This window comes from Streptomyces sp. NBC_00690 (genome assembly GCF_036226685.1).
Taxonomy (GTDB): domain Bacteria; phylum Actinomycetota; class Actinomycetes; order Streptomycetales; family Streptomycetaceae; genus Streptomyces.
The window spans coordinates 5,847,978-5,870,355 of the sequence record NZ_CP109009.1; the positions used below are offsets into that span (position 1 = coordinate 5,847,978).

Here is a 22,378-nt window from a genome sequence, read left to right on the forward strand (position 1 = left end):
CCGACCATTGGAGGCGCGTACCGGGTCATGAACGGACGAACTGGCCTAGCGTGAGAGGCATGAACGCGACACCCACCGGTGCACTGCTGCTGTGCCGGGCCGAACCCTTCGCCGCACGGCCCCCGGCGCAGTTGCTGCGCGAACAGCTCCTGCTGGCCCCCGCCGGCGAGGGCTGGAGCGTTCTCGTACCGGAAGGAAGGCCCTGGCGGGACAGCGGTGAGTCCGTGGAGCGGGTCCTCGCCGGCTGGGCCTCCGCGATGGCGATCGGCACCAGCGGGCCCGTGGTCGCCCTGTGGTGGGACGGCGAGCGTGCGGGAACCACCCTGGCCTCCGGATTTCGCCGTCAGGTCGGCTATGTGTGGCTGGCGGACGGCACCGCCGTCGGTGAGGACGAGGCGATGCGGACCTTCGCCTCCCGCCTCGGCCTCGATCCCGTACTGGACGTCCAGTCGCTCGAACCGCTCACCCGCCCCGACCCCGAATCCGACGCGCGCTCGCGGCTGCTCGGACTGATCGCCGTGCTCTCCCGGGCCGGACTCGAACTGCCACCCGGACTCGCCCCGGGTGAATCCGCCGGCCAGCTCCGGGCCACTGCCCAGGCGCACGGTGCCCAGACCGTCCAGTGGGCCGGCTGGCGCGGTGCGGTACGGGCCGAGATCCAGGCCGTCGAGGACGGGCTTGACCACTGGCTGGGCACCTCCCGCCAGCAGCCGTCCGCCCGGGCGTTCGCGGCCCTGCAACTGGGCGCAGGGGTGCCGCTCGCGCTGTGGGGCCTGCGTCGGCGCAGCGCCGGATGGGTGGTCGCCGGCGGGCTTCTGATCGCCTACGGGTGCGGGGGGCTGGCAAGGGGACCGGGCGGCGAGCGACACGACGACAGCACAACGGCAGACACAACGGCAGAACAGCACGACTGACGGAAAGCGCGACGCACGAACAGCACGGAACAGCACGAACAGCACGACGGCGACGCGCCCCGGTGGCCGACGCCCGGCGCACTTTCGGCCGCTACGGAGGGCCGCTAGCAGGGTGCCCAGCGCGCGGTCGTGTCCGCTGCCCGTACCGCTCTACTCGTTGTCGTTTCCAGTCGCCCCTGGTCGTCACCAGTCACGCGCTACGCCTCACCGGTCACCGGTCATTCGTCACTCGTCTTCATCGTCGTCGTCCAGCCGCGCCAGCCAGGTGGCCAGCCGTTCCACCGGCACCTCGAAGTCGGGGTTGAGGTCGACGAAGGTGCGCAACTGTTCGGCCAGCCACTCGAAGGTGACCTCTTCCTGGCCGCGCCGCTTCTCCAGCTCCTCGATGCCGCGATCGGTGAAGTACAAGACATGCTCCTGGGGCTAACGGGGGACTACCTCATCAGACTACGGCGATTGCCTACGGCCCAGGAGGCCGGACCGGCGGACCCGTGACGACCGGCCGGCCACCGAGAAGCGGGGGACCCGTGAACGGACGCATCCAACAGATCGAACTGCCCGGGGGGGCCGTCGTGCACGCCCGGCTGTCCGCTCCCGGAGGGGGGTACTGGGAGGACGAGGAGGACGTGGGCGTGGGGGAGCAGGCCGTCGCCCGGGTCCGGCAGCTGCGGGAGCTGATAGCCGGCATCGGCGACTCGGTCCTCCAGGCGGCAGCCGCCGCCGGCCCGGACGAGGCGAGCGTCACCTTCGGGATCGAGCTGACTGCCAAGTCCGGAGCGGCACTGGCCGTCCTGGCCACCGGGGAGAGCAAGGCGTCGGTCCAGGTCTCCTTGACGTGGTACCTCCACGGTCAGCAACCCGGCCACCCCCACGGGCGGTTTCCGGGGCCGGGCCACCCGGACGCACCCCCCGGCCCGTCCCCGTCCCCGTTCCCGTCTCCTTCGCCTTCGCCTTCGCCCGGCTCGGACGGGCAGGGCACACCCGTCCCGCCTCCCGCCGCACCGCCACAGCCGCCGAACGCCCCACCCCAGCGGTCCGATCCCGTACCGGCACCGCCCCGACACCCGCCCGCCCCCACCACTCCCATCAGCCCCCCATGTCCCCCCACGGTCACGTGAACGCCTCGGAGTCCGGGTCCGACCCCGTCATCGACGCCCTCGCTCGCGCCGCCACCGTCCAGTTGCGCGCCTCGGACGAGCAGGGTGGCGCATGCTGGGGCACCGGGTTCTTCGTCGCCCCCGGTCGGCTCCTCACCTGCGCCCACGTCCTCGCACCCCACCTCAGGGGCGCCATCGACCGGGTCTTCTGGGTCGCCGGCAGCGAGGTCAACGGCGGTGAGCCGCTGCCCGCCCGACTGGACGCCTGGTTACTCGACGGCCCCGCCAGACCCGAGGTGCGGGTGCCCGTCGAACAGGATCTGGCCCTCGTGCGACTGCTGGACGCGGCGGTGGAACACGAGTGCGTATGGCTGACCGACCGCACCGACTACCCCGGCGGTCGCGGCGTCGTCCAGGGCTATCACCCCGACACCGCCGACCCGGGCTCTCGGCGTGCCGTCCGCTGGAAGGCGACCGTACGGATCAACGGCTTCGACGACGACCACGGTCTGCGCTTTCGACCCGAGGCCGAGTTCCCCAAGGGCGGCTCGGGATCGCCCGTCCTCGACGCCCACACCGGAGCGGTCGTCGGCCTGTTGAAGTCGCGGCGCGTCGGCAAGGACGGCGGAACGGCCATCGCGGCCACCGCCCTGCGCCGGTTCGGCGCCCGCTACCAGCAGCTGATGGCCGACCACGACCGCTGGCACGGCCAGTCCCCGAAGATCACCGGGCACAACTGGATCGAGCGTCAACACCAACTCCCCGGCTCCGGAATCCACACCGGCGGCGACCAGTGGAGCCCCCGGGACCGGCGCGAAGCCCTCTCCCAACTCGCCGCCATGACCGCCCCCGACGGCATCAGACCGGTCGCCGCACTCGCCAGGAAGGCCCGCGGCGACATCCCCCCACCACCGGGGCAACTGCCCCCCTACACCTGGCGGGACGGGCACGGACTGCTGTACGAGGCCGGACAGCCGGTCGCCGCCATCGCAGCGCTGCACTACCTCCAACTGGTGGCCGAGTACGAGCGACTGCGCGGCGGTGACCCGACGGCCCTGGTGGGCTGGGTGGCGCAACGACTCCAGGAGGTGCCCCGCATCGTCCACACCGTCGTCACCCAGGCCACGCTGCCGCCCGCACTCCGCCATGTTCCAGCCCCCCTCGGTCAGCGGCCCGCCGTCGCCCGCTATCCCCGCGTCGGGGACGGCCGGGCCGTCGTCGTCGTCGAACTCGAACCCGTCATCGACGCCCGCGCCCCGCGCTTCTACTGGCGCATCCGCGTCGACGACGGCCACGGCGTCGATGAGCCGCTCCACGAGGAGCAACACGGCGACGGCGTACCGCCCGAGCGGTTGATCCAGCGGCTGCGCACCCCCCTCGCGGAGATCTTCGCCACCGTGGACGCGCCCGGTGCACCCGCACCCCTGGAAGTCGCCCTCCCCGCCGACCGCTTCGACACCGCCGTACACCGCTGGCAACTCACCGAAATGGCCCGCTTGCACTATCCCGCGCAGGTCGGCGTGCGGCGGACCGTGGTGCTGCGCGACATATCCCGACGGGGAGATCCCGACGAGCGATGGCGGCAGCGCTGGGAGGCACTGGAGCGCGCCGGCACACCCACGGCCCACCGCACGCCCCCGGTGCGACAGGTGCCCCGGGCCCGGCACTTCGACGCCCTGGCGCCGTCAGCGGTGCCCGTCCTGTGCAGACCCGTGGGCAGCGGCGTCGGACGACGGGCCATCGGCCTGGCGCTCACCGCCGGATACGGCATCGCCCTCTGGCACACCGACGGCCACCCCGAGTACGGCTGCACCGAGACCTGCGACCGCTTCCACGACGGCGCCGCCCTCCTGCTGGCACAGGCGGGTGACGCACATGAACTACCCGAGCGCCTACGACGCCTCAGGGACGACATCAGCGGCTCGCGGAACAGCAGGCACTGGGCCGAGGGTGCGGCCATGCTCTACGACGACCCCGGCCGTCCGCTGCCCGCCGACGAAGGCGACCCGCTGGACTCGCCCTGATCCGCGGGCGCTCGTCGCCGAATCCGCCATCACCCGCCGTCCACGACTTGTCATGGGACGGCGGGGCACTGGGTACATATTCCGCGTTGCCCGCCACGGCCCCCGGGCCGCCGCTAAGGAGCGAGCGATGGACGACTGGCTGATCTACCGGGGCACGGGAGCCCCCGACCCCGACCGCATTGCGTCGCTCCCCCCGCCCCCGCCCTGGCGCGCCTTCTGCGGCGAGCCGCTACCGGATGCCGCGCCCCCCATCGAAGCCTCCTCGCTCCGACGGCTGGGCAACCGCATCGAGACACCCCCCGCGCAGGACGCCGAAGCGCTCCAACTGATCAACGCCGCCCTCTATCTGCGCCGCCCCCTCCTAGTCACCGGCGAACCCGGCTCGGGGAAGTCCACCCTCGCCCACTCCATCGCCTACGAACTCGGCCTCGGTCGCGTCCTCCAATGGCCCATCGTCAGCCGCACCGAACTCACGGACGGCCTCTACACCTACGACGCCATCGGCCGCCTCCACGATGCCCAACTCGCCGAACGCCACGACCCCTCGCACAGCGACGACATCGGGCGGTACATCAGACTCGGGCCGCTCGGTACCGCGCTCCTGCCCGCGACCCGACCCCGCGTCCTGCTCATCGACGAACTCGACAAGAGCGACATCGACCTCCCCAACGATCTGCTCAATGTGGTGGAGGAGGGCGAGTTCGCCCTGCCCGAACTGGAACGGATCGCCGACAGGCCCGGCCACGACGAGGTCCGCGTGCTCACCGACGACGGCCGCCGCGTCCCCGTGCACGGCGGACGGGTGCGCTGCCACGCCTTTCCCCTGGTGGTGATGACGAGCAACGGCGAACGGGACTTCCCCGCCCCCTTGCTGCGCCGCTGCATCCGACTCCACCTCGACCCGCCGCGCGACGAACGACTGGCCGCCATGGTGCAGGCCCACTTCGGCTCGGGCTCGGACGAACGCAACCTCGATCTGATCGGCCACTTCACCAGCGAGGACGGCGACGGCGAACTACGCCCCACCGACCAGCTCCTGAACGCCATCTACCTCACCCAGCACACGGTGCGCACGGAGCCCGGACGCCGTGAGGAGATCGCCGACCTCCTGATGCGGCCCCTCGACACCAGGCACGGGTGACGCCATGGGCCCATCCCGAAGGTCCCGGGACCCCGCGCCGCCTCCCCACCCCCGAGGCACCCCGGCTCCGGACGCGGACCCGCCTGCGGACGGGGTGCGGTCGCCGGACACCCTGCACACCGTTCTGACCGCCCTGGCCACCAGGCTCCGCGCAGCGGACCTCGCCCCCACCGCGAAGGAACTCGCCGACGCGCTGTGGCTCGCCCGCCACACCCCCGCCATCGGGCTCCGTCCGTTCCCCGCCGTCCCTCCGCCCGACCGTCCGGACGACCGCCCCGCGGCCACCGAACCCGGGGTGCCCCCGGCGACGGACGCCCATGGCGCGGACGAAGACTGCCGTGCAGCGGGATGCACCGCCGAGCCCCAGCCCTCCCGCACCACCAGCCTCTACGGCCCCGCGCCTGTGGAGAGCACCCCGACCACCCCGGCCAGTGAGGCACGACGTCGGATATCCGTCCCCCATCCCGCGGTCCTGCCCGACCCGCTGGCCCTGGAACGCTCACTGCGCCCCCTCCAGCGCTACCGTCCGCCCACCCGCCCGGAGCGCCGTGCGCTCGACGAGACCGCCACCGCCGAGCGCGCCGCCGACACCGGGCTCGTCGTCCCCGTGTTCGCCGCCCGACGCAGGCGCGAGGCCCACCTCGCCCTCGTCATGGACGACTCCAGCTCCACGGTCGTGTGGCGCGGCGCCTTCGAGGAGCTCCGGCAGATCTGCGAACGCGCCGGCGCCTTCCGTGACATCACCGTCCACCACATCGATCCGCACGCCCCCCTGCCCGCCGATCTCTCGGACCCCTCGGGCCGCAGACTCACCCTGGTGCTCAGCGACTGCGTCGGCCCCCTGTGGCGCAGCGGGCGCATCCAACAGCTCCTCCACACCTGGGCGGCGACCGCGCCCGTCGCCGTCGTCCAACCGCTGCCCCAACGGATGTGGGCACGCACCCACCTCCCGGCCCGCCCCGGAGTGCTACGGCGGCGCGAGGGGCCCGCGGGTCGGATGGAGTTCACCGCACGGGGCGCCGCCCGCGCCCTCGTCCCTCCCGCGGGCGCCATCCCCATCCCCGTGCTCGCCCCGCGCCGCTCGTCGTTCGAGGCTTGGACCCGGCTGGTCACCGGAGCCACCGGGCAGACCCTGCCGGCCGCCGCGGCCCTGGTCCTGCGGCGCCACCCGCCCGCTCCGGAGCGCCCCCGTACCGCGGGCGACCTCGTACCCGCCGAACGCGTACGGGCCTTTCGCAAGCACGCCTCGCCGGCCGCCGCGCAACTCGCCGTCTATCTGGCCGCCGTCCCCCTGATGCTGCCGGTGATGCAACTCGTCCAGCGCGCCATGCTCGTGCGCAGCGGCCCGGACGTCCTGGCCGAAGTGCTGCTCAGCGGACTGCTGCGGCGCGATGACAGTGGCCCCACCGAAGCCGAGGGCGGCCCCGCGTACGCCTTCCTCGACGGCGTACGGGACGAACTGCTGGGCCAACTCGGCGCCAGCAGCGCAGCCCTGGTGCTCAAGCACTGCTCCGACTACATCGAGGCGCGCTACGGACGGACCGTACGCAACTTCCCGGCGCTCGCGGCGGCCTTCCTCGCCGGCGCGGTACCCGCACCCACCCCGGTCGACCCGGCGGCCCTGTCCCGGCTCGCCGACCAGGACGGCCCGGGCCTCTGGGCCTTCGCCCAGGTCTCCACGCAGGTCCTGCGCCGCCTCGGCACCCCACCGCCCTCGACGGTCCCCGACAGCCTGACCCACAACGGCCCGGCCGCCCTGGTCGCCAAGGCCCGCGCCGCCTACACCCACTTCGGCGAGCATGGCACCGTACGCGATCTGGACACCGCGATCCGACTGCTCGGCTCCGCCACCCAGGAGGAACGACGCACCACCGAACGGGCCGCGCTCTTCGAGGAACTCGGCGAGGCCCTGTTGCGGCGCTGGCTGGTCCGGCCACTGCCGGAAGACCTCATCGCCGCCCTGGACGCCGCCCAGAGCGCCATCTCCGACGGTCCCCCGAGGGCGCATCTCACCCTCGCCCGGGTGCTGCACGCCATGGCGGAGGAGGTGGCGACGGGACGCCTCGACTCCAAGCTCGTACCGGAGTGGGTCTGGGTCCAGGCCGGAGCGTCCGACGAGCCCGCCCGGCGCATGCAGTCGGTGGCCGCGGTGCTGCTCTCCGCCGCCGACAGCAGCCTGGCCGAACTGACCGTGCCCCCCGAGCGCTACGACCGCCGCTATGAGGACATCGCGGTGGCCGCGGCGACCACCCGCATCCGCGTCCTGCGCCGGCTCGCCGCCCTGGGCGCACCGCACGGCACACGACCCCCCGCGGCGCCGCAGGACCCCGCCACGACGACTGGCGGGCCGCCGTCCCGATCCCGCCGTGAGGACCTGCCCCAGACGGCCAGACAGCCGCAGGCCACCCCGGGGGAGTGGTTCACCGCCACCCTGTGGATCGCCGTCGGTGTCGTCCAACGGCTCCTCGACCGGGCCGCCGACACCCAGGAGACCTATCCCGACGGCGATACCGAACTCCCGTCGTCCGAGCGTCGCGAACCCGCACTGCTGCTGCGCGGCGGGCTCCTCCTCGACCTCGCCCGCCACCACCGCGGCGACGGCCCCGTACGACCGACGGCCGTGGACCCGGCGACCGCCCGTGAGTACGCGGAACGAGCGGGCGAGGACCTCCACGCCGGCATCGACGGCATGGACTGGGACGCCGTCGACGGGCGCGAGCTGTGCCGGGCCTGGTTGGACTACGCCGACGCCATCGAACTCGCCGCCGACCTCCTCGACGACGACGCCAGACTGCGCATCCTCCAGGCCCTCGACCAGGCCCGCCGCGCCGTCGGCCGGGACGAGCGGGCACGGGCCGGCATCCTGTTGCGCATGGCCAGGCTGTTGGAGCAGCGCTACCTCTCCACCGGCAGTTGGGCCCACCGCGACTCGGCCGTCGCTGCCTGGACCGAGGCCCTGCCCCTGCTGGCCCGGCGCGATCCGGCCCGGCCTGCCGTCCTCACCTCCCTCGGACGACAGTTGACGGAACGGGGCGTCGACAAGGACACGGCCGACGACGTCCACGCCGCGGTACGGGCCCTGCGCACCGCGATCGAGGCCACCGGACCGGCCGACCCCGAGCTACCGCGGCGGCGAGCGCTGCTGGGACAGGCGTACATCGAGCGTTTCCGCGCCGACGGGAAGCCCGCCGACCTCCAGTTGGCGGACTGGGCGCTCGGCGCAGCCGCCCGTACCGTCGACGATCCGGAACTGGCCGCGTACGCCTGGTGGTACCGGGCCCTGTGCTCCGCCTTGCTCGCCCGGCACGCCGATTCGCCCACCCGACTCCAGTCCGCGGTCGACTACTGCCATCGAGCCCAACGCGGGCCCACCGGGCTGTTGGAGACGGCCGTGATGACCCAGTGGGCCCGCGCGGGGCGACTGGAGCGCACCTCGGGCCCCGAGCGGGCGCTGAACGAGCACCGGGCGGTACTGGCGCTGTTGTCCGCCGCGGGCATCAAGACCGGTACTGGCCTGCTCCGCAGGGAAGTCGCGCGGCTGGAAGCGGCGGCGCGCTGAAATCCCGCGGCCCCGCGTTCCAGTAGCCCGGTCCCCATGGCACCCGGGCACGAGCGAGGGGCCCGCCCCGCGCCTGTGCGCGGAACGGGCCCCTCGAACATCAGCCGTCAACCATCAGCCAGGCCCCGGCGAGCCGGAGCACCGGATCAGGCGTCGAAGACCTCGTTCACCAACTGCTGCTGCTCCGCCTGGTGACGCTTGGCGGAACCCACCGCCGGCGACGAGCCGTGCGGACGCGAGATGCGCCGCAGCCGCTCGCCGTGCGGAATGTCCGCGCCGACGGCCAGATCGAGGTGGTCGATCAGGTTCAGCGCGATGAACGGCCACGCACCCTGGTTCGCCGGCTCCTCCTGCGCCCACAGGTACTTCGCGGCGTTCGGGAACTTGGCGATCTCGGCCTGGAGCTCCGCACCCGGCAGCGGGTACAGCCGCTCCAGACGGATGATCGCCGTGTCCGTGATACCGCGCTTGTTCCGCTCGGCGTCCAGGTCGTAGTAGACCTTGCCGGAGGTGAAGACCACCTTGCGCACGGCCGTCGGGTCCACCGAAGCGTCGCCGATCACCGGGCGGAAGCCGCCGGTCAGGAACTCGTCCACCTTCGAAGCCGCGGCCTTCAGGCGCAGCATCGACTTCGGCGTGAAGACGATCAGCGGCTTGTGGTGCGGGTTGTGGACCTGCCAGCGCAGCAGGTGGAAGTAGTTCGACGGGAGCGTCGGCATCGCGACCGTCATGTTGTTCTGCGCGCACATCTGGAGGAACCGCTCCGGGCGGGCGGAGCTGTGGTCCGGGCCCTGGCCCTCGTAACCGTGCGGCAGCAGCAGGGTGACGCCGGACGTCTGGCCCCACTTCTGCTCGGCCGACGAGATGAACTCGTCCACCACGGTCTGAGCGCCGTTGACGAAGTCGCCGAACTGCGCCTCCCACATCACCAGCGCGTCCGGGCGGGCCAGCGAGTAGCCGTACTCGAAGCCCATCGCCGCGTACTCGCTCAGCAGCGAGTCGTAGACGTTGTAACGGGCCTGCTCATCGGTGAGGTAGAGCAGCGGGGTGTAGTCCTCGTTGGTCACCTGGTCGACCAGCACCGCGTGCCGCTGGCCGAAGGTGCCGCGGCGCGTGTCCTGGCCGGAGAGCCGGACCGGGGTGCCCTCCATCAGCAGGGAGCCGATGGCCAGCGTCTCGCCCATGCCCCAGTCGATCGTGCCGTCCTCCACCGAGGAGGCCCGCCGCTGGAGCTGCGGCAGCAGCCGCGGGTGGACGGTGACGTTGTCGGGGATGTTCACCTGGGACTCGGCGATCCGCTTCACGACCTCCTGGGAGATCGCGGTGGTGACCGCCACGGGGAACTCGGCCTGAGCGTCCGGAACGAGCGCCGGGGCCGGGTGGCTGGTGGCCTCGCGGACCTCCGCGAACACCTTCTCCAGCTGGCCCTGGAAGTCCTGGAGCGCCTGCTCCGCCTCTTCCAGCGTGATGTCCCCGCGACCGATCAGCGACTCGGTGTAGAGCTTGCGCACCGAGCGCTTCTTGTCGATCAGCGCCACCATCTGCGGGTTGGTGAACTGCGGGTTGTCGCCCTCGTTGTGACCGCGGCGGCGGTAGCAGATGAGGTCGATCACGACGTCCTTGTTGAACGTCTGGCGGAACTCGAACGCGAGCCGCGCCACCCGGACGCACGCCTCGGGGTCGTCACCGTTCACATGGAAGATCGGCGCCTCGATCATGCGCGCCACGTCGGTGGCGTACATCGACGAACGCGACGACTCGGGAGAGGCGGTGAAGCCCACCTGGTTGTTGATCACGACGTGGACCGTGCCGCCGGTGCGGTAGCCGCGCAGCTGCGACATGTTCAGCGTCTCGGCGACCACGCCCTGGCCGGCGAAGGCCGCGTCACCGTGGAGGGCGACCGGCAGGACGGTGAAGTCCGTGCCGCCCTTGTTGATGACGTCCTGCTTGGCGCGGGCGACGCCTTCGAGCACCGGGTCGACCGCCTCCAGGTGGGAGGGGTTGGCGACCAGCGAGACCTTGATCTGCTCGCCGTCCAGACCGGTGAAGGTGCCCTCGGCGCCCAGGTGGTACTTCACGTCACCGGAGCCGTGCATCGACTTCGGGTCGAGGTTGCCCTCGAACTCGCGGAAGATCTGCGCGTAGGACTTGCCGACGATGTTCGCCAGCACGTTCAGCCGGCCGCGGTGGGCCATGCCGATGACGACCTCGTCCAGCCGTGATTCGGCGGCCGAGTCGATGACCGCGTCCAGCAGCGGAATGACGGACTCGCCGCCCTCCAGCGAGAAGCGCTTCTGACCCACGTACTTGGTCTGGAGGAACGTCTCGAACGCCTCGGCGGCGTTCAGCCGGCGCAGGATGCGCAGCTGCTCCTCGCGCTCCGGCTTGGAGTGCGGGCGCTCCACCCGGTCCTGGATCCACTTGCGCTGCTTCGGGTCCTGGATGTGCATGAACTCGATGCCGGTGGTGCGGCAGTACGAGTCGCGCAGGACGCCCAGCACCTCGCGCAGCTTCAGCAGCGACTTGCCGGCGAACCCGCCGACGGCGAACTCGCGCTCCAGGTCCCAGAGCGTGAGGCCGTGCTCCGTGATGTCCAGGTCGGGGTGCTTGCGCTGGCGGTATTCCAGCGGGTCGGTGTCGGCCATCACATGGCCGCGGACCCGGTAGGAGTGGATCAGCTCGAAGACCCGCGCGGCCTTGGTGACGTCGTCGTCGTGCGAGGCGTCGATGTCCTTGAGCCAGCGGACCGGCTCGTACGGGATGCGCAGCGCCTCGAAGACGTCGTCGTAGAAGCCGTCCTCGCCGAGGAGGTAGTTCGCGACGACCCGCAGGAACTCGCCGGAGGCCGCGCCCTGGATCACCCGGTGGTCATAGGTGGAGGTCAGGGTCATGACCTTGGAGATGCCCAGCTTGTTCAGGGTGTCCTGGGAGGTGCCCTGGAACTCGGCCGGGTAGTCCATCGAGCCGACGCCCATGATGACCGACTGGCCGGGCATCAGACGCGGCACCGAGTGGACGGTGCCGAGGCCGCCGGGGTTGGTCAGGGAGACCGTGACCCCGGTGAAGTCGTCCATCGTCAGCTTGTTGCCGCGGGCACGGCGGACGATGTCCTCGTACGCCTGCCAGAACTCGAAGAAGTTGAACGTCTCCGCCTGCTTGATGGCGGCGACGACGAGCTGGCGGTCGCCGTTCGGCTTGACCAGGTCGATGGCGAGGCCGAAGTTGACGTGCTCCGGCTTGACCAGCGTCGGCTTGCCGTCCTTCTGGGTGAAGGAGTAGTTCATCGACGGCATGGCCTTCAGGGCCCGGACCATCGCGTACCCGATGAGGTGGGTGAAGGAGACCTTCCCGCCCCGGGCGCGCTTGAGGTGGTTGTTGATCACGATCCGGTTGTCGAAGAGCAGCTTCACCGGGACGGCGCGCACGGACGTGGCCGTGGGCACCTCCAGCGAGGCGTTCATGTTCTTCGCCACCGCGGCGGAGGGGCCGCGCAGGGTCACGAACTCGGGGCCACCTCCACCTTCAGCCGGCGCGGCCGGTTCTTCCTTCTTGGGGGCAGCGGCGGCGGGCTTCGCCGGAGCTGCCTGGGGAGCGGCAGCGGGCGCGGCCGGAGCCTGCTGCGGGGGTGCGGCCTGCTGGGCCACGGGTGCGGGTGCTGCGGGGGCTGCCGGCGTCGCGGCCTGCGCGACGGGGCGACCCGGCTGCGCCGCGCCGTTGGCGGGCGCCACAGCGGCGGGTGCGGCCGGAGCCTGGGTCACCGGTGCCGCAGCGGGCTCAGCCGCGGCCTCCGGTGACGGGCTCGCGGTCGCAGCCGTGTTCTCGGCGCCTGGCTTGTAGTCGGCGAAGAAGTCCCACCAGGCACGGTCGACCGAATTCGGGTCCTGGAGGTACTGCTGGTAGATCTCGTCGACGAGCCACTCGTTGGCACCGAAAGCGGCAGCGGGATCAATTCCCTGCGCGCTTCGGTCGGTCGTGGGGGCACCGCCCGGCCGGAGGTCGGGGGAGCTGGAGTTACTGGGGGACTGAGACGACACGGCGGCAACCGCCCTCTTCCGCTTCACAAGGTGGTGGACAGCGGGAATCAAGGCTACGCCCCTGGGGGCGAGAGGTGCAGGCTGGATGGGTCATCGTCGCGCAAGTCACACCGAAAGACGGGTTTCGGGGCCGAGAATGGCGGGAAACAAGCACGTTTTGCCGTCGGTGCGGCTATCGCTCACCCTTGAGCGGCCCCCGCGGCGCACCGCGGTCTTGGAGACCGGGGTCGCCCTCTCTGACCTTGGCGTCCCCCGGGGGCGGACAGTCGTTCCGTACGGAAGAGACCCTATGTCAACACGTCAACCGCGGGGCTGCGGAATCCCGGGGAGGGTGACCAGGATTCGGCAGCCGCGGGCTGATTCGGCCACCCCGATCCGCCCGCCGTGGAGGTCCACGGCCCAGCGCGCGATGGCCAGACCGAGCCCTGTGCCGCCGTCGCTGCCCTTCCCATGCGGAGAGGACACTTTGCCCCGGTTGAACCGCTCGAAGACCCGGTGCCGCTCCTGCTCGGGGATGCCAGGACCCTCGTCCACCACTTCCAGCTCCAGGGATTCCGGTTGACCGCCTCGACGGGCCCGGACCGTCACCCGCCCGTGCGGGGGCGAGTGCTTCACGGCGTTGTCGATCAGATTGGCGACGACCTGGTGGAGCCGTTCCGCGTCCGCGTGCGCGGTCAGCTCGGGCGGCCAGACATCCAGATGCAGATGCACATCCGTTCGGGTGTGGTGTCCTGACCCCGAGGCCAGACCGCGGCGGGCCACGGCCAGATTTGCCTCCTTCAGCACCCCTGACAGATAGGGCCACACCTCGAACCTGCTGGCCCGCAGCGGAAGGACCCCGTTGTCGAGCCGGGAGAGGTCCAGCAGGGTCTCCACCAGCCGCCCGAGACGTTCCGTCTGCTTCAGCGCGGTCCGCATCGTCTCGGGGTCCGCCGCGGACACCCCGTCCACCACGTTCTCCAGGACCGCTCGCAGCGCCGCGATGGGGGTGCGCAGTTCGTGCGAGACATTGGCGACCAGTTCCTTGCGGTGCCTGTCCACGGCCTCCAGGTCATCGGCCATGCGATTGATCGTGGAGGCGAGGTCGCCGAGTTCGTCACGGCGATCGGCGCCCCGCACCCGATGGGTGAAGTCACCGTGCGATATCCCCTTGGCCACCCGGTTCATGTCGTCCAGCGGCGCGGTGAGCCCGTGCGCCACGAACTGGGTGATCAACAGGGTCGCTATCACCGAGAAGACGGTGATGAAGCGCAGTTCCGTCGAGGTGCGCAGGGCCACCAGGACCAGCCCCGTGGTGATGAAGACCGAGACGACGACCAGCATCCCCAACTTGGTCTTGATCGAGATGGAGACCGTTCGCCGCTCGGATCGCCCCGGCCGGGGGTGGCGCCTCATGGAGCGGGCGTCTCCAGGGCGTAGCCGACCCCGTGGACCGTACGGATGCGCTCGGCGCCGATCTTGCGGCGCAGCGCCTTGATGTGGCTGTCCACGGTCCGGGTGCCGGAGGCGTCGGCCCAGTCCCAGACCTCGGCGAGCAACTGCTCCCGGGACAGGACCGCGCGGGGGGTGTTCGCGAGGCAGACCAGCAGGTCGAACTCGGTGGGCGTCAGATGGACGTCGTCGCCGCGGACCCGGACCCGGCGCTGAGCGTGGTCGATCTCCAGTTCCCCGAGGCGCAGGATGCCGCTTCGGGGCGTCACCGCGGCCAGCGCCGCCCGCTCGACCCGGCGCAGCAGGACGTGCACCCGGGCGGCCAGTTCCCGCATGGAGAACGGCTTGGTCATGTAGTCGTCGGCCCCGACGCCGAGGCCGACCAGCATGTCCGTCTCATCGTCACGCGCGGTGAGCATGAGGACGGGGACGGGCCGCTGGGCTTGTACGCGCCGGCACACCTCCAGCCCGTCGAAGCCGGGCAGCATCACGTCGAGCACCATCAGATCGGGCTGCCACGCCTGGGCGGCATCGACCGCCGCCGGGCCGTCCGAGGCCGTCTGCACGAGGAATCCCTCGGCGCGGAGCCGGGCGGCGATGGCGTCCACGATCGTCGTGTCGTCCTCGACGACCAGCACCCGGCGCTGGGCCCCTGGTGTGGCGCTGGCGCCGTTGTGGGTGGTCTGCGTCTGTTCCATCGCCCGCCCCTGTGAGCGCTCTCATGAGGTTTACGCTCGTTGTAGATCCGGTGTGTAGCTCAGCAGCGTAAGGGCATACATGCGCTCTGGGCTACGCAGGGTGAATGGCGAGGTGGACCACGTCAGGCACTCCTCGGACAACGGGGATCTCCTCGGTCCGCACCCCGGTGAACCCGGCTTTCCGCAGCGCTTGTTCAAAGGCGGGCGATGGCTGGGCGGACCATACGGCGAGTACGCCCTGCGGTCGCAGCACCCGTCCGCACAGGGCGAGGCCCCGCGGCGTGTAGAGGGCCTCGTTGTCGTCCGTGACGGTCCAGTCCGGGCCGTTGTCGATATCCAGACACAGCGCGTCGTAGCGCTCGCTCGTGGTTCGAAGGTGGGCCAGGAGATCACCGCGGACGATCACGGTCCGGGGATCGGCGAGAGCGGGGGCGGAGATCCGGGCGAAGGGCCCGGACAGATGCCAGTCGACGATCGCGTCCTCGCGCTCGACGACGGCGATATGTCGCCATCGCGGGTCTCTGGCGGCCCGGGCGAGCGAGAAGCCGACCCCCAGCCCGCCGATGAGTAGCGCGGGATCGCGCCGACCTGCCAGGGCGTCGGCGGCTGCGTCGATGAGCAGCCGTTCGGAGCGCCCGTCGGAGGTGTCCATCAGGAAGCACCCGTTGGCGATGATCTCGTGGTGCTCGCCGCGCCGCCGCAGCACGATCTCGCCCCAGGGGCCGTCACGCCGGTCGAGCGTGACGGGAAGGGGTGCGACCAGCGTGGTGGATGGGTTCGCGCGTGGAAACACGGGTGACCTCCGGTCCATCGGGTGGGTGGTCATCGTGTCCGCGATGTCTGCCCCGGGCATCTGCTTTTGGCCAAGGCGGGGTGTACGGGGTCGATGGTGGGCGCGCGGTGTGCGGTGGGGTGGTACGGGGTGCTCTGGGGGCGCATGGGGCGTGCGGTGGGTATCGGTCGTCGGGGCGGGCCCGTGCGGTCCACGGCTGGTGAGGGAGCTGGCCGCGATCACGGCCATCGGCAGCTGTACGGGGATGCGTCCCGGCCCGCGGCCCAGAGGATTCTTCGGCACTTCGACGGCACTGTCGTCCGGCCCGTGCTTCACGCTCTGATCCCCCTGAGGGGCGAGTCCCTCGCGCACCCCTCGTATCGCTCCCCGGTGCACATCTATGAGAAGAACCAGGTCAGGGCCGGGTCAGAGGCTGGCGCGAGGGAGTGGCCGGGGAGATCGCCCAGAGCGAACAGGGTGCGGGGAACATCTTGGGGGCTTCCTGCATTGAGAGGTTATTGAGTCGATAGAGCTCAACTTCACTGCCTAAGGGGAGATCATGGCTGCTGAGTCCCAGACGTTCACACCGCTCACCCTGCCCGTGCTGCCGCTCGATGACGAGGTCGTGCTGCCCGGAATGGTGGTGCCGCTGGACCTGACCGACACCGAGGTGAGAGCAGCGGTGGAGGCCGCACAGGCCGCCTCCCGCTCCGAGAACAGCAAGCCCACGGTGCTCCTTGTTCCACGCGTCGACGGCAACTACGCCGGGACCGGTGTGCTCGGGACGATCGAGCAGGTCGGACGGCTCTCCGACGGTGACCCCGGAGCGCTCATCCGCGGCCGTGGCCGGGTGCGCATCGGCGCGGGCACCACCGGACCCGGGGCCGCCCTGTGGGTCGAGGGCACCCGTATCGACGAAATCGTGCCCGACCCGCTGCCCGGTCAGATCACCGAGCTGGTGAAGGAGTACAAGGCCCTCGCCACCGACTGGTTGAAGAAGCGCGGGGCCTGGCAGGTCGTGGACCGCGTGCAGCAGATCGACGATGTCTCCCAGCTCGCCGACAACAGCGGGTACTCACCCTTCCTGACCACCGCACAGAAGATCGAACTGCTGGAGACGGCCGACCCGATCGCCCGGCTGAAGCTCGCCACCGAGCAACTGCGAGAGCACCTCGCCGAGCAGGACGTCGCCGAGTCCATCGCCAAGGACGTCCAGGAAGGCGTCGACAAGCAGCAGCGCGAATTCCTGCTGCGCCGCCAGCTCGAAGCCGTCCGCAAGGAACTGCGGGAGATCAACGGCGAGGACGGCGAGGACGAGTCCGACGACTACCGGACCCGCGTCGAAGCCGCCGATCTGCCCGAGAAGGTGCGCGAGGCCGCCCTCAAGGAGGTCGAGAAGCTGGAGCGGGCCAGCGATCAGAGCCCCGAAGGCTCCTGGATCCGCACCTGGCTGGACACCGTCCTCGAACTGCCGTGGAACGAGCGCACCGACGACCAGTACGACATCGCGGGCGCCAAGGCCGTCCTCGACGCCGAGCACGCCGGCCTTCAGGACGTGAAGGAGCGGATCACCGAGTACCTGGCCGTGCGCAAGCGGCGCCTCGACCGAGGGCTCGGAGTCGTCGGCGGGCGGCGTGGCGGAGCCGTGCTCGCGCTGGTAGGACCTCCGGGTGTCGGAAAGACCTCGTTGGGAGAATCGGTCGCGCACGCCATGGGACGCAAGTTCGTCAGGGTCGCCCTCGGCGGCGTCCGTGACGAGGCCGAGATCCGTGGCCACCGGCGCACCTACGTCGGTGCGCTGCCCGGTCGTATCGTCCGGGCGGTCAAGGAGGCCGGCTCGATGAACCCGGTCGTTCTCCTCGACGAGATCGACAAGGTCGGCTCGGACTTCCGCGGCGACCCGGCCGCGGCCCTCCTCGAAGTCCTGGACCCCGCACAGAACCACACCTTCCGTGACCACTACCTGGAGGTCGAGCTCGATCTGAGCGATGTCGTCTTCCTGGCCACCGCCAATGTGCTGGAGGCCATCCCGGAGGCGCTGCTCGACCGGATGGAACTGGTCCGGCTGGACGGCTACACCGAGGACGAGAAGGTCGTCATCGCCCGGGACCACCTGCTGCCGCGCCAGCTGGAGCGGGCGGGCCTGGAGAAGGACGAGGTCGTCCTGGAGGACTCGGCGCTGCGCAAGCTCGCCGGCGAGTACACCCGTGAGGCGGGCGTGCGAAACCTGGAGCGTTCCGTCGCCAGGCTGCTGCGCAAGGTCGCGGCCCAGCACGAGCTCGGCGACCGGGAGCTGCCGTTCACCATCGGCGCGGAGCAACTGCGCCCGCTGATCGGACGGCCGCATCATGTGCCGGAGTCGGCGCAGGACCCGGCCGAACGCCGTACCGCCGTGCCCGGTGTCGCCACCGGACTCGCGGTCACCGGCGCGGGCGGCGATGTGCTCTTCGTCGAAGCGTCCCTCGCCGATCCGGAGACGGGAGCCTCCGGGCTCACCCTCACCGGCCAGCTGGGCGATGTGATGAAGGAGTCGGCACAGATCGCCCTGAGCTTCCTGCGCTCGCGCGGAGCCGAGCTGGAACTGCCCGTGGGTGACCTGAAGGACCGGGGCGTGCACATCCACTTCCCGGCCGGATCGGTGCCCAAGGACGGCCCGAGCGCCGGCATCACCATGACGACCGCGCTCGCCTCGCTGCTCTCCGGACGCCAGGTGCGCACGGACGTGGCGATGACCGGAGAGGTCTCCCTGACCGGTCGGGTCCTGCCCATCGGCGGCTTGAAGCAGAAGCTGCTGGCCGCCCACCGGGCGGGCATCACCACCGTGGTGATCCCCAAGCGGAACGAGGCGGACCTGGACGATGTGCCCCAGGAGATCCTGGACACGCTCCAGGTGCACCCGGTGACGGACGTTCGCCAGGTGCTGGAGCTGGCGCTGTCCCCGGCCGACGTACTGGTTCCGGCAGCGGCCTGAGCCGGGTCGGTCCCGGGCGGGGCAGCTGCCCCGCCCGGGACCGACCCGGCCGCCTCCCTCGGGGGAGGAGACCACCCCCGATAGAGAAGCCAGAAGGGGCCGCACTCTCCCCTGCGGCCCCTTCGCCCTGTGCCCCGCAGCCATGAGCGCGGAGTCGGCGCACAAAAGGCACCCGCTGGCACCAACAGCACCCACCCCACCCAGGGGCATCAATGAGGGCGCGTCGTCGCACAGACCGGTAGGCGCGAGCAGCCCCCGGCAGCCCGCACAATGGGGCCATGGAGTCCACTGAACCGCAGGTCGGCGCCCTCACCCTGCGGGCCGACTGCACCAACTGTTTCGGCCTGTGCTGTGTGGCCCTCCCCTTCGGACGTTCCACGGACTTCGCCGTCGACAAACCGGCCGGCACCCCCTGCGCCCGGCTGAACGACGACTTCGGCTGCTCCATCCACACCCGACTGCGCACCAGCGGATTCACCGGATGCACCGTCTACGACTGCTTCGGCGCCGGCCAGAAGGTCTCCCAGGTCACCTTCGGCGGTGAGGACTGGCGCCGAAAGCCCGGGGCGGCTCCCACCATGTTCGCGGCCTTCCCCGTCGTACGACAGCTTCATGAGCTGCTCTGGTACCTCGCCGAATCCCTCACCCTGGCCCCGGCCCGCGAGCTTCACGGCGCGCTGCGGGAACTGCTCGTTCAGACCGAGGACCTGACCCTGCTGTCCGCGGACGACCTCGCGGCCCTCGATGTTCCGGCTCATCGGCAGCGCGTCAACGTCCTGCTGCTGCGCACCAGCGAACTGGTGCGGGCCGGGGCCCGCCCGGCGGGCAAGGGGGGCAAGGGGCGCCGCCCGAAGGACCGACGCGGCGCAGACCTCATGGGCGCTCGACTGCGCGGGGCCGATCTGCGGGGCACCAGCCTGCGCGGCGCCTGTCTCATCGCCGCGGACCTGCGGGGCGCCGATCTGCGGCAGACCGACCTCATCGGCGCGGACCTGCGCGACGCCGACCTTTCGGGCGCCGATCTGACGGGTGCGATCTTTCTGACCCAGCCGCAGGTCAACGCGGCACGCGGCGACGGCGCGACCCGGCTGCCGACGGCGCTGGACCGCCCCGCGCACTGGTCCTGACCACGGGCCAGGGCCATAAGGGAAGCGCGGGACGGTCTCAGAGCAGGCGACGCCTGGCCGCGCCGGGCTGTCGGTTCAGCCGTTGGCCAGGGCCACGACCCGATCGAGTGCTCCGTTGAACTTGTTGTGATCGCCGACGATCGGCCCGGACGAGGTGTACTGCCACATGGTCTGCACCGGCCAGCCGGCCGGCAGGGTGCCCGGCGCCGTGTTGTAGCGGGCGATCCACAGCGGATTGACCGCACCGAAGCCGGCGTGGTCCCCGGTGCACTGCGTCCACCAACTCGTCGCGGTGTAGATCACGGCGTCCCGACCGGTGCGCGCCTTGTACCGGGCGAGGAAGTCCTTGATCCAGGTGACCATCCCGGACTGGGTCTTGCCGTAACAGGCGTCCCCGTACGGGTTCCACTCGATGTCGAGCGCACCCGGCAGGGTCCGACCGTCCGCGGTCCACGCCCCGCCCCGGTCGACGAAGTAGTCCGCCTGGGTGGCACCGGTCGCCGTGTCGGGGGTGGCGAAGTGATAGGTGCCGCGGATCATTCCGACGTCGTAAGAGCCGTCGTACTGCTGACTGAAGTAGGGGTTCTTGTAGTAGGTGCCTTCTGTTGCCTTCACATAGGCCCACTTCACACCGCTGGTCCACAGCGCCGGCCAGTCGACGTTGCCCTGGTGGCTTGCGACGTCGACGCCTTCGGTCTGGGCGGCCTCCGGCTCGAAACTGCGCTGCTCGGGCGGCAGCCCCCCTTCGCCGTCATGGGCGATGACGCCCATGCCCAGATGCGCCGACCCGCGGGGCGGGATGTCACCGGCCCCAGCGGCGGAGGGGAAGGTGAAGAAGAGGGAGAGGGCTACGAGGAACGCACCGGACGTCGCTATGAACGAGCGGTGCGGTCTCCCTGACGGGGGAAAAGTTCGCTTTCTTCCTGATCTGTCCACAGACACAGCGTGCCTGCGGCGCGCTCAGCGGGAGCGATCGGCGGTGATGTCCGGACATGCCTGGATGGAGCAATATGGTGTGGACACGCCATCTCTCGTGCACTGCGCGGAAGGCGGAGCGAAGGAAGGCGCGTGCGGGGGCTTGGCGGGCCGTGTCTGCGAAATACTGACCGGGCTGCGGAGACGACCACCGCCGGCGAGAACTTTCCTGAATGGAAAAGCGTACGAGGGGTGTTGACGTGCAGAGAAGTGGTACGGGGAGCGGAGCTGAGCCCCAGGGCGCAACGGAAGTGGATCGCGCATTCCTCGCCCTGGAAAAGGAATTGGCCGTCCTTCTGCGCCGCGCCCGCGCCTCCTCGGGTGAGATGGCCCGCGCGGTCCATCCCGGACTGGAGCCCGCCGCCTACGGGTTGCTCGTGCAGTTGGAGGCGACGGGGGTCCAGCGGGGCACGGACCTCGCGGTGTACTTCGGCGTCGGCAAGGCCACGATGAGCCGTCAGCTGCGTGCGCTCGAAGAAGTGGGACTGGTGTCGAGGGAGCCCGATCCCGCCGACGGCCGAGCGTCACTCGTACGGCTCACGGAAGAAGGTCTGGAGCGGTTCCGCCGAGTGAGGGACGCCCGGCGGGCGACCTACGTACGCAGGTTGGCAGCCTGGGACGGCACGGAGATCGCGGAACTGGCGAGGCTGCTGCACCAACTGAACGTCAGTGCGGAGTCCTGACCCCAAGCGCTCGCGAACGCTTCGACTAGGCGCCGCGCAACGGGAGCATCGGCACGCCGCTCCCTCCCGGTCCGCCGGGTACGGAAGGCGGGCCCGCCGTAGGGCTGCACAGGCGAGGGGTAGCCCTACAGCTCCGCGAACACCACCGCCGCGTCGTCGTGCAGCTTCCAGCGGATGACCCGTCCGCTCTCCCCGACCTCGGTCTCCACCGCCCGCACCCGGTCGATCAGTCCCTGTGCGCCCTCCTCGCGCAGCACCCCCAGGCAGCCGGTCCAGTCGCCCTGGTCGAACATCTCCACCCAGCGCGAGGCCCCGTCCGTCAGAGCGGCCAGCGCCCTGACCCGGCTCATCGGCGTGCTGCCCGTCACCGCTCGGGTCGCGACCTCCGGATCGGCGGCGGCGGTGAAGAACCCGCCCTCCGCGTTGCGCAGCCGATCGGCCGACGCATGGGTCCGCAGGGACTCCGGCGGCAGTCGGTCGATGCGATCGTCGAGGACCGCCCGCACCTCTCCCTCGGGGGACTCCAGGAGCAGGACCGAGTCCGAGAGGACGAGATGCTCCACCTCTCCCGATGGGCCGCCCCAGCGGGCCATGACGACGGTTGCCTGAGGTGTTCTCACGTGAGAAAGGTCACAGCCGATCCGATGAACATCGGCGGTGCGTCGAATTGCCGAGGCGAGAATCGCGGTCAGGGGATCATCCGGCAGAGAAACGGACAGTTCGAGCAGGGCCCCGCCCAGTCGAGCGGTAAACCAGGGGACTCCATGCTCACAGCCGTAGTCGCCGTCCGGAGGGGTCACTCCATCGAGGGCGACCAGTGCTCCACCCTGGCCCGACGCGGGCAGGGCCACGGCCGCCCAGTCCTCGTTGGGGCGTTCGGGCGAGCCGGGCGAAGTGGCGAGTTCGATGCGCATGACACTCAGTCTGCATGAGTCGTTCACGTTGCCTGCAC

The 22,378-nt window shown here is 70.9% G+C and carries 15 protein-coding genes; 8 read left to right on the forward strand and 7 right to left on the reverse strand.

Translation table 11 applies throughout. From position 1 onward, the window contains the following. Nucleotides 1-59 precede the first annotated feature (59 nt). Nucleotides 60-914 (forward strand): hypothetical protein, encoded by an 855-nt coding sequence (locus OID54_RS25805; protein ID WP_329023218.1) that lies wholly within the window; start codon nt 60-62, stop codon nt 912-914. A gap of 225 nt (nt 915-1,139) precedes the next feature. Here OID54_RS25805 and OID54_RS25810 read toward each other — a convergent pair whose 3' ends face one another. Further along, nucleotides 1,140-1,322 carry a DUF6104 family protein gene (locus OID54_RS25810; protein WP_329023220.1) on the reverse strand — a complete coding sequence of 61 codons (183 nt, stop codon included), beginning with the start codon at nt 1,320-1,322 and terminating at the stop codon, nt 1,140-1,142. A 119-nt stretch (nt 1,323-1,441) separates the two neighbouring features. On the opposite strand from OID54_RS25810, the gene OID54_RS25815 reads away from it, so the two are divergent. The 4 genes from OID54_RS25815 (at nt 1,442) to OID54_RS25830 (ending at nt 8,735) form a co-directional block, all read left to right on the forward strand. Next, nucleotides 1,442-2,032 carry a CU044_2847 family protein gene (locus OID54_RS25815; protein WP_329023222.1) on the forward strand — a complete coding sequence of 197 codons (591 nt, stop codon included), beginning with the start codon at nt 1,442-1,444 and terminating at the stop codon, nt 2,030-2,032. After that, complete coding sequence (locus tag OID54_RS25820) at nt 2,011-4,035, forward strand: VMAP-C domain-containing protein (protein ID WP_329023224.1); 2,025 nt, start codon at nt 2,011-2,013, stop codon at nt 4,033-4,035. Before OID54_RS25815 ends, OID54_RS25820 begins: the two co-directional genes overlap by 22 nt. A 127-nt stretch (nt 4,036-4,162) precedes the next feature. Beyond that, a complete protein-coding gene (locus OID54_RS25825; protein ID WP_329023225.1) occupies nt 4,163-5,176 on the forward strand; it encodes an AAA family ATPase in 1,014 nt (337 codons plus the stop codon). 4 nt (nt 5,177-5,180) lie between these two features. Next, nucleotides 5,181-8,735: an SAV_2336 N-terminal domain-related protein gene (locus tag OID54_RS25830; protein ID WP_329023227.1), complete on the forward strand. Its 3,555-nt coding sequence runs from the start codon at nt 5,181-5,183 to the stop codon at nt 8,733-8,735. Nucleotides 8,736-8,881: 146 nt separating this feature from the next. On the opposite strand, the gene OID54_RS25835 is transcribed toward OID54_RS25830, so the two are convergent. The 4 genes from OID54_RS25835 to OID54_RS25850 all read right to left on the reverse strand — a co-directional run bounded on the left by OID54_RS25835 (nt 8,882) and on the right by OID54_RS25850 (nt 15,709). Then, the gene (locus OID54_RS25835; protein WP_329023230.1) at nt 8,882-12,769 is read right to left on the reverse strand and encodes a multifunctional oxoglutarate decarboxylase/oxoglutarate dehydrogenase thiamine pyrophosphate-binding subunit/dihydrolipoyllysine-residue succinyltransferase subunit; all 3,888 of its coding nucleotides are present in this window, start codon (nt 12,767-12,769) and stop codon (nt 8,882-8,884) included. A gap of 300 nt (nt 12,770-13,069) precedes the next feature. Beyond that, nucleotides 13,070-14,164 carry a HAMP domain-containing sensor histidine kinase gene (locus tag OID54_RS25840; RefSeq protein WP_329023232.1) on the reverse strand — a complete coding sequence of 365 codons (1,095 nt, stop codon included), beginning with the start codon at nt 14,162-14,164 and terminating at the stop codon, nt 13,070-13,072. After that, the gene (locus tag OID54_RS25845) at nt 14,161-14,898 is read right to left on the reverse strand and encodes a response regulator transcription factor (RefSeq protein WP_329023234.1); all 738 of its coding nucleotides are present in this window, start codon (nt 14,896-14,898) and stop codon (nt 14,161-14,163) included. The genes OID54_RS25840 and OID54_RS25845 overlap by 4 nt, the downstream gene beginning before the upstream one ends. A gap of 91 nt (nt 14,899-14,989) precedes the next feature. Next, on the reverse strand, nt 14,990-15,709 hold the full coding sequence (locus tag OID54_RS25850) for a spermidine synthase (RefSeq protein WP_443055792.1): 720 nt from the start codon (nt 15,707-15,709) through the stop codon (nt 14,990-14,992). Between the two features lie 520 nt (nt 15,710-16,229). On the opposite strand from OID54_RS25850, the gene lon reads away from it, so the two are divergent. Both lon and OID54_RS25860 read left to right on the forward strand, forming a co-directional pair. Then, complete coding sequence (lon, locus tag OID54_RS25855) at nt 16,230-18,641, forward strand: endopeptidase La (RefSeq protein WP_329023237.1); 2,412 nt, start codon at nt 16,230-16,232, stop codon at nt 18,639-18,641. Nucleotides 18,642-18,919: 278 nt separating this feature from the next. After that, nucleotides 18,920-19,768: a pentapeptide repeat-containing protein gene (locus tag OID54_RS25860; protein ID WP_329023239.1), complete on the forward strand. Its 849-nt coding sequence runs from the start codon at nt 18,920-18,922 to the stop codon at nt 19,766-19,768. A 75-nt stretch (nt 19,769-19,843) separates the two neighbouring features. On the opposite strand, the gene OID54_RS25865 is transcribed toward OID54_RS25860, so the two are convergent. Continuing rightward, nucleotides 19,844-20,644, reverse strand: coding sequence for a lysozyme (locus OID54_RS25865; protein WP_329027790.1), 801 nt, complete (start codon nt 20,642-20,644; stop codon nt 19,844-19,846). Between the two features lie 272 nt (nt 20,645-20,916). Here OID54_RS25865 and OID54_RS25870 point away from each other — a divergent pair, with 272 nt between their 5' ends. Beyond that, nucleotides 20,917-21,426, forward strand: coding sequence for a MarR family winged helix-turn-helix transcriptional regulator (locus OID54_RS25870; RefSeq protein ID WP_443055678.1), 510 nt, complete (start codon nt 20,917-20,919; stop codon nt 21,424-21,426). A gap of 125 nt (nt 21,427-21,551) precedes the next feature. Here the strand turns inward: OID54_RS25870 and OID54_RS25875 are convergent, their stop codons facing one another. Continuing rightward, complete coding sequence (locus OID54_RS25875; RefSeq protein WP_329023243.1) at nt 21,552-22,340, reverse strand: hypothetical protein; 789 nt, start codon at nt 22,338-22,340, stop codon at nt 21,552-21,554. Nucleotides 22,341-22,378 lie beyond the last annotated feature (38 nt).